At 63.9% G+C, this 6,976-nt stretch carries 4 protein-coding genes and 1 pseudogene; all 5 read left to right on the top strand.

Features of this window, described 5'->3' with window-relative positions; all coding sequences use genetic code 11:
* Nucleotides 1-1,070 (top strand): adenosylhomocysteinase (locus tag EOA85_RS22900; RefSeq protein WP_127211272.1); only part of this gene is annotated, 1,070 nt, incomplete at its 5' end.
* A gap of 188 nt (nucleotides 1,071-1,258) precedes the next feature.
* A complete protein-coding gene (locus tag EOA85_RS22895; protein WP_127211271.1) occupies nucleotides 1,259-3,823 on the top strand; it encodes a PAS domain-containing sensor histidine kinase in 2,565 nt (854 codons plus the stop codon).
* An 8-nt stretch (nucleotides 3,824-3,831) separates the two neighbouring features.
* Nucleotides 3,832-5,343, top strand: a complete 1,512-nt coding sequence (gene tsaE, locus EOA85_RS22890; protein ID WP_127211270.1) for a tRNA (adenosine(37)-N6)-threonylcarbamoyltransferase complex ATPase subunit type 1 TsaE — start codon at nucleotides 3,832-3,834, stop codon at nucleotides 5,341-5,343.
* A complete protein-coding gene (locus EOA85_RS22885) occupies nucleotides 5,340-6,110 on the top strand; it encodes a nucleotidyltransferase family protein (RefSeq protein WP_127211269.1) in 771 nt (256 codons plus the stop codon). The genes tsaE and EOA85_RS22885 overlap by 4 nt, the downstream gene beginning before the upstream one ends.
* Nucleotides 6,107-6,976 (top strand): annotated as a pseudogene (locus EOA85_RS22880) (double-strand break repair protein AddB); the annotation flags it as partial. The gene EOA85_RS22885 and the pseudogene EOA85_RS22880, both read left to right, overlap by 4 nt.

Below are 6,976 nucleotides of genomic sequence, written 5' to 3'. Positions count from 1 at the left end.
GGGTCTACACCGACAAGATCTTCCAGTGGGCCGATGGCGGCACCTCCAACATGATCCTCGACGATGGCGGCGACGCCACCATGTACATCCTGATCGGTGCGCGCGCCGAAGCCGGCGAGGATGTGCTCTCCAATCCGGGCAGCGAGGAGGAAGAAATCCTGTTTGCCCAGATCAAAAAGCGCATGGCGGCATCACCCGGTTTCTTCACCAAGCAAAAGGAAGCGATCCGCGGCGTCACTGAAGAGACGACGACCGGCGTCAACCGGCTCTATCAGTTGCAGAAGAAGGGCCTGCTGCCGTTCCCGGCGATCAACGTCAACGATAGCGTGACCAAGTCGAAATTCGACAACAAATATGGCTGCAAGGAATCGTTGGTCGACGGCATTCGCCGCGGCACCGACACGATGATGGCCGGCAAGGTTGCGGTCGTCTGCGGCTATGGCGACGTCGGCAAGGGCTCTTCGGCGTCGCTCAAGGGCGCCGGCGCCCGCGTCAAGGTCACCGAAGTCGATCCGATCTGCGCATTGCAGGCGGCGATGGACGGTTTCGAAGTCGTCACGCTCGAAGATGCCGCCCCGACCGCCGACATCATCATCACCACCACCGGCAACAAGGATGTCGTCACCATCGACCACATGCGGGCGATGAAGGACATGGTGATCGTCGGCAATATCGGCCACTTCGACAACGAGATCCAGGTGGCGTCGCTGCGCAATCTGAAGTGGACCAATATTAAGCCGCAGGTCGACATGATCACCTTCCCGGACGGCAAGCGGATGATCCTTTTGTCGGAAGGCCGCCTGCTCAATCTCGGCAACGCCACCGGCCATCCGAGCTTCGTCATGTCGGCGTCCTTCACCAACCAGGTGCTGGCCCAGATCGAACTGTACACCAAGCCCGGCCAGTATCAGAACCAGGTCTATGTCCTGCCGAAGCATCTCGATGAAAAGGTCGCGCGCCTGCATCTCGACAAGCTCGGCGCCCGGCTCACGGAGTTGTCCGGCGAACAGGCTGCCTATATCGGCGTGACCCCGCAGGGTCCGTTCAAGCCGGAACACTACCGCTATTAACCACAGCGGAAATTACCACTAGATATTGAGGTCGGGCGATTGACTTTTCGCCCGGCTTTATTTTTGCGCTGATTGATTCTTCACGCCGATTCGCGCAAGCGCTATGGTGCTGATTCGCGGGGCCGGGGACGAGGGCCGACGCCCGCATCAGGGCGGTCTTGCATTCAGGCGGCGAAGAGGACCAGGACATGCCGGGGGATTACCCGCCTTGCGCGGGACAGGCCGTTTCCGGCGGCCACAACGATTCGGTGACCACGGGTTCCGCTGCCAGAGGCGAGAGGCTCTTATGGCGCGCTGGCAGCCGCGTCGGAAAATTGCTTGCTTCTTCCGCGCTCGCCGGTCCGCTGCTTGGCCTTTCGGCACATGCTGGACCCGCTGCTGCGTCCAAAGCCGGGCTGTCGGTCAGCACCGTCGAGGTCATGCAACTCGCGATGTTTGTCGGCGTCATGGGCGCGGCACTTGTCTCAGCCATTTTCCTGATCCGCGAACGAGCGCGCACCTCGGCGCAGAATGTCGAACTCAGAGCCCGCCTGGCCGACGTCAACGCTGCGCTGCAACGCTCCGAGGCGCTGCTCAATCTGCGCGGCCAGCGTGTCGTCGTATGGGCCTCGGAAAACAAGAAGCCCGAGCTCGTCGGGACATTGCCGGTTGAAAGCGGCGCCCCGGAAGACCGTGCCGCCTTCCTCGCCTTCGGCCGTTGGCTGATGCCGCGCTCGGCGGCGGCGCTCGAAAATGCCGTGGCGGGGCTGCGGGAAAAGGCGAAGCCGTTCGATCTCGTCCTTGAATCGCAGGCCGGTGCGCCGCTCGAAGTGCACGGGCGCAAGGGCGCAGCACACGTGGTCGTCCGTTTCGTCTCGCTTTCAGAAACGCAGCGAAGCGAGGCCAGGCTGAAAATCGAGAACCAGCGTCTCGCCGCCGACTATGACACCATGCTCGGCCTTCTCAACGCACTCAGCATGCCAGCATGGCTGCGCACGGCGAACGGGCGGCTGAAATGGGTCAACCGCGCCTATGCCAAGGCGGTCGAGGCGGAAAACGCCGAAGCGGCGGTTCGCGATGCGAAGGAATTCTTGGGTAGCCAAGCGCGCGATGCGATCGCTGCACAGCACAAGTCGCATCCCGTCTTCGAGCAGGCGCTTTCCACTGTGATCGAAGGCGACCGCCGCATGTTCGCCGTGACCGACTTCGCCGGCGCGGACGGTTCGGCGGGTCTTGCCTGGGACACCAGCGCCATCGAAACCATCCGTAACGAATATGAGCGGACCGTGCGGAGCCACGCCGACACGCTCGATCAGCTCAACACCGCCGTGGCGATTTTCGATACCGACGAAAAGCTGCGGTTTTTCAACCAGGCGTTCCAGAAACTATGGGGTCTCGACAGCGGCTTCCTGCACAGTGCTCCCGACAACGCTTTGTTGCTCGACCGGCTGCGCAGCGAAGGCAAGATCGCCGAGCAGCCCGAATGGCGGCGCTGGAAGGAAAGCCTGCTTACTGCCTATCGCGCGGTCGAGTCGCAGGAACATTGGTGGCATCTGCCGGACGGCAAGACCATCCGCGTCGTCGCCAATCCGCAGCCTAAGGGCGGCGTGACCTGGGTGTTCGAGAACCTGACCGAGAAGATGGACCTCGAAAGCCGCTACCAGACCGCAGTGCGGGTTCAGGGCGAGACGCTCGACAATCTTGCCGAAGGCGTGGCCGTGTTCGGCCCGGACGGAAGGCTCAGATTGTCGAACCCGGCATTCGCAGCACTTTGGGGGCTGGACGCCGACGCCGCCAAGCCAAACGTTCACGTCTCTACGATCCGCGATCTGTGCGATCGGCGCGCGCCGGACAGCCCCTGGCGCGGGTTCGTTGCCGCCATCACCGGTTTCGACGACGAGCGCCGCGACCGCCACGGCCAGACCGAGCTGAACAACGGCACCGTGCTACGCTACGCGATGATCCCGCTGCCCAACGGGCAGGTGATGATGACCTTCGTCGACGTCACCGACAGCGTCAATGTCGAGCGTGCGCTGAAGGACAAGAACGAGGCGCTGGAAAAATCCGACCAGCTCAAGAACGAGTTCGTGCAGCACGTCTCCTACGAATTGCGCTCGCCGCTGACCAACATCATCGGCTTCACCGAGCTTCTTTCGCTGCCGTCGACCGGGCCATTGAGCCAGAAGCAGCGCGAATATGTTGAGCATGTCAGCTCGTCTTCCTCGGTTCTGCTCACCATCGTCAACGACATCCTCGACCTGGCGACCGTGGATGCCGGGATCATGGAGCTCGATATCTCCGAAGTTCACGTCGATCGGACCATCGCTGCCGCTGCCGAGCTTGTCTCCGAACGGCTGGAGGAGCATGCAATCAGGCTCAAGGTCGATGCGGCCACTGCGCCGAAGACGTTCCACGGCGACGAAATCCGCATCCGCCAGATCCTCTACAATCTGCTGAGCAATGCCGCGAACTACGCTCCGGAGGCGAGCACCATCACGCTCGCCTGCCGCTCGCTTGCCGAAGGCGTGGAATTCTCCGTTCACGACGACGGTCCCGGCATGCCGCCGGACCTGCTCGATTCGGTGTTCCGGCGTTTCGAACCGCGCACCAATGGCGGCCGCCGGCGCGGCGCCGGCCTCGGCCTGTCGATCGTCAAGAGCTTTGTCGAGTTGCATGGTGGCAGCGTCCGCATCGAGACCGGCAAGGACATGGGCACAACCGTCATTTGTGCCTTTCCCGACACGCCGTCCGGCATTCGCGCGGCGGCCGAGTAGCGCGCTCGATGGCAGGCGTGGTGCTGGAGCGCTTTCTCGCCGACGAGGCTGCGACCGCAAGGCTGGGCGAGGATCTGGCCATGTCGCTGCGCCCCGGCGACGTGCTGGCGCTCAAAGGCGATCTCGGCGCCGGCAAGTCGAGTTTGGCGCGGGCGCTGATCAGGGCAATGACCGACGATGCCGGACTCGACGTGCCGAGCCCGACCTTCACGCTCGTCCAGAGCTATGAGGCGCGTATTCCCGTCCATCATTTCGACCTCTATCGCCTGTCCTCGGCGTCCGAACTGGACGAACTGGGTTTTGACGAGGCGCTGGCGCAAGGCGCTGCCCTGGTCGAATGGCCGGAACAGGCAGAGGCCTATTTGCCAAAGACTTCGGTGCTGATCGAACTCGTCCATCAGAACGACGGACGCCTGGCGAGATTGTCGGGACAAGGCGCTGCCTTCGAGCGTGCGGCGCGATCGCTGGCCATGCGCGATTTTCTGGAAAGAGCCGGCTGGGGTGAAGCGCAGAGACGGTATTTTATCGGCGACGCCTCGGCCCGTTCCTATGAGATCGTCTCGCTGGCCGGCCTGCCGCCCCGCGTGCTGATGAACTCGCCGCGGCTGGTGCTCGGGCCGCCGGTCCGCGACGGCAGGCCCTATGCTGTGATCGCCCACACCGCGCAATCGGTCTCGGCCTTCGTCGCCATTGACCGGGCATTGCTGGCCGGCGGCGTCAATGCCCCGGAAATCCACGCGCAGGACCTGGACCAGGGCTTTCTTCTGCTCGAGCATCTCGGCTCGGAGGGATTTCTCGGCCAGCAGGGTCAGCCGGTGGCGGAGCGCTACGCGGCGGCGGCCGAACTGCTCGCCATGATGCATGGCAAGGCATGGCCCGATCGCATCGAGGTCGCGCCCGGCGTCTTTCACGACGTGCCGCCTTTCGACCGCGACGCCATGATGATCGAAGCCGAATTGCTGGTCGACTGGTATGTGCCGGCGATATCAGGCGGCCCGGCAAACGATGCCTTGCGCGCCGGCTATAACAGGGAATGGAATGCGGTCCTCAACCGGCTGGAAGGGCGCGAATACACGCTTATGCTGCGCGACTTTCATTCGCCGAACATAATCTGGCGCGGCGAGCGTACCGGTCACGATCGGCTCGGCATCGTCGATGTCCAGGACGCGCTGATCGGCCCGTCCGCCTACGACCTCGCCTCGCTTGCCACGGATGCCCGCGTTACGATCCCGCCTGAGATCGAGCGGCGGACGCTCGATGCCTATATCGCCGCGCGCCATAAGGCCGGCGCTTTTAACGAAGACGAATTCGTCGAAACCTATGCGATCATGGCGGCGCAGCGCAATTCGAAGATTCTCGGCATTTTCGTCCGGCTCGAAAAGCGCGACGGCAAGCCTTATTATCTTAAGCACCTGCCGCGCATTCGCGACTATCTTCGGCGGGCGCTAGCGCATCCAGCACTGGCTGGCCTGCGGGATTTCTATACAGCCCACGGCCTACTGGAGGAACGGTCGCTATGACGGCACGCCCTAAGGTCGCAATGGTGCTTGCCGCCGGGCTGGGAAAGCGCATGCGGCCAATCACCGACACAATGCCAAAACCGCTGGTCAAGATATCAGGCAAGACATTGCTCGACTGGAGCCTGGACAGCCTGGCCCGCGCCGGCGTTGAAAAGGCCATGGTCAACGTCCATTATTTTCCCGAACAGATCGTCGCCCACGTCGCCGCACGCCGCGCCCCGAAAGTCGTCATTTCCGATGAAAGCGAAAGACTGCTCGATTCCGCCGGCGGCATCGTCCATGCTTTGCCGGAACTGGGAGGGGCTCCCTTTTACATCGTCAACGCCGACACCTTCTGGATCGACAGCGGCGTGCCCAACCTTGCCCGCCTCGCCCTTGCGTGGGGCGCGGCGAAAATGGATATTCTGTTGATGCTCGCGGATCCCCAGTCAGCAACCGGACACAGCGGCGGCACCGATTTCCTGATGTCGCCAGACGGCGCCTTGCGGCGTTCGAAAGGCGATCCGACAGGCCTGATCTATGCCGGTGCGGCGATCGTCCATCCCAGGCTTTTCAAGGATGCGCCGGCCGGGCCGCATTCGCTCAACGCCTATTTCGATGCGGCCATCTCTGCCGGTCGCCTGTTCGGCATGGTGATGCAGGGCCATTGGATCACAGTTGGCACGCCCGACGCCATTCCGCTTGCGGAAGCGGCCGTCGCCGCCGCTTTTGCTGAGTCACCCAGCGCTTTTAGCGAGTTGACCAGCGCCATCACTGAGTTGAAATGAGCGGCTCCCGCCGCGTTTTCTCGATCCCGCCCGGAGCGCCGTTTCTGCCGACGCTGGCCAAGGCCCTGCTGTCGGGGCGGCTCGTTCCCGGTTTCCGCTTCGACGGCGACCCGCTGGCGCTGGCCGACGCCACCATCTACGTGCCGACGCGCCGCGCCGCGCGGGCGCTGCGCGGCGTTTTCGTCGACCGTCTGGGCAGCCGCTCGGCGATCCTGCCGGTCATCCGCCCGCTCGGCGAGTTCGACGAGGACGAGGCCGCGTTCGAGGCCGACGCATCGGCCGCCATTGACCTCGCGCCGCCGATCGCCGCAATCGAGCGGCTGCTGCTGCTGGCGCCGCTGGTTCGCGCCTGGAAACGCCGCCTGCCGGCGCATGTCGCGGCACTTTTCGACGAGGAGATCGTCGTACCGGCCTCCGCCGCCGACGCCATCTGGCTGGCGCGCGATCTGGCCCGGCTGATGGACGAGATCGAGACGGAAGATACGGACTGGACCAAGCTCGCCGATCTGGTGACCGGCAACCTCGCCGGCTGGTGGCAAGTGACGCTCGACTTCCTGAGCATCGTCACCGAAAACTGGCCGAATCTCCTCGAAGAACGCAACCGCTCCAACCCGGCCGCGCATCGCAATGCGCTGATAAGGCTGGAAGCAGCACGGCTGAAGCGCAATCCGCCGGCCGGACCGGTGATCGCCGCCGGCTCCACGGGTTCCATTCCCGCCACCGCCGAACTGCTTGCCGTGATCGCCGGCCTGCCCAGCGGCGCCGTCGTGCTGCCCGGCCTCGACCTGATGCTGGATGAGCCGTCTTTCGCGGCGATCGCCGCACCTGGCGTCCGGCCGGCCTTGCTTGGCCACCCGCAATACGGC

The organism is Mesorhizobium sp. M5C.F.Ca.IN.020.29.1.1, assembly GCF_003997375.1.
Taxonomy (GTDB): domain Bacteria; phylum Pseudomonadota; class Alphaproteobacteria; order Rhizobiales; family Rhizobiaceae; genus Mesorhizobium; species Mesorhizobium wenxiniae.
This window is presented reverse-complemented; position numbering and strand designations above follow the sequence as displayed.

What these genes read in the sequence shown, in the direction of transcription:
- EOA85_RS22895 (WP_127211271.1), top strand. Translation starts at nt 1,259, where the DNA reads ATGCCGGGGGATTACCCGCCTTGCGCGGGACAGGCCGTTTCCGGCGGC.
- tsaE (WP_127211270.1), top strand. Translation starts at nt 3,832, where the DNA reads ATGGCAGGCGTGGTGCTGGAGCGCTTTCTCGCCGACGAGGCTGCGACC.
- EOA85_RS22885 (WP_127211269.1), top strand. Translation starts at nt 5,340, where the DNA reads ATGACGGCACGCCCTAAGGTCGCAATGGTGCTTGCCGCCGGGCTGGGA.